Origin of the sequence: Halomonas sp. ND22Bw (genome assembly GCF_003011945.1) — a bacterium.
GTDB classification, from domain to species: Bacteria; Pseudomonadota; Gammaproteobacteria; order Pseudomonadales; family Halomonadaceae; genus Halomonas; species Halomonas halophila.
Genome location: NZ_PXWD01001518.1, coordinates 1 through 246, shown reverse-complemented (window position 1 = coordinate 246; position 246 = coordinate 1). Strand labels below are relative to the sequence as shown.

The window sequence follows — 246 nt, the reverse complement described above, 5'->3', positions numbered from 1 at the left end:
GATCTGCGACGGCTATGAAGTCACCGGCAAGCGTGTCGCTGTTCTCGGGTCCAACACGCACGGCGTGGCGGAAGCGCTGTTTCTCCGGACTTATAGCGATGACGTGACGCTGTTGACGCTCGTCAAATCCGATCTCGACCGGAGCGATCGCGCAGCATTGGACAAAGCCGGCATCGCTGTGGAGACGACGGCTGCATCATCATTCGAGTTCGGGAAGCCGCACGCGCGCGTGCGCCTTGCGGACGG

At 62.2% G+C, this 246-nt stretch carries 1 protein-coding gene; it reads left to right on the top strand.

Annotation, left to right across the window (positions count from 1 at the left end; all coding sequences use genetic code 11):
- Window positions 1-246: hypothetical protein (locus CVH10_RS26315; protein ID WP_369336001.1), on the top strand; the 246-nt coding region annotated here is incomplete at both ends.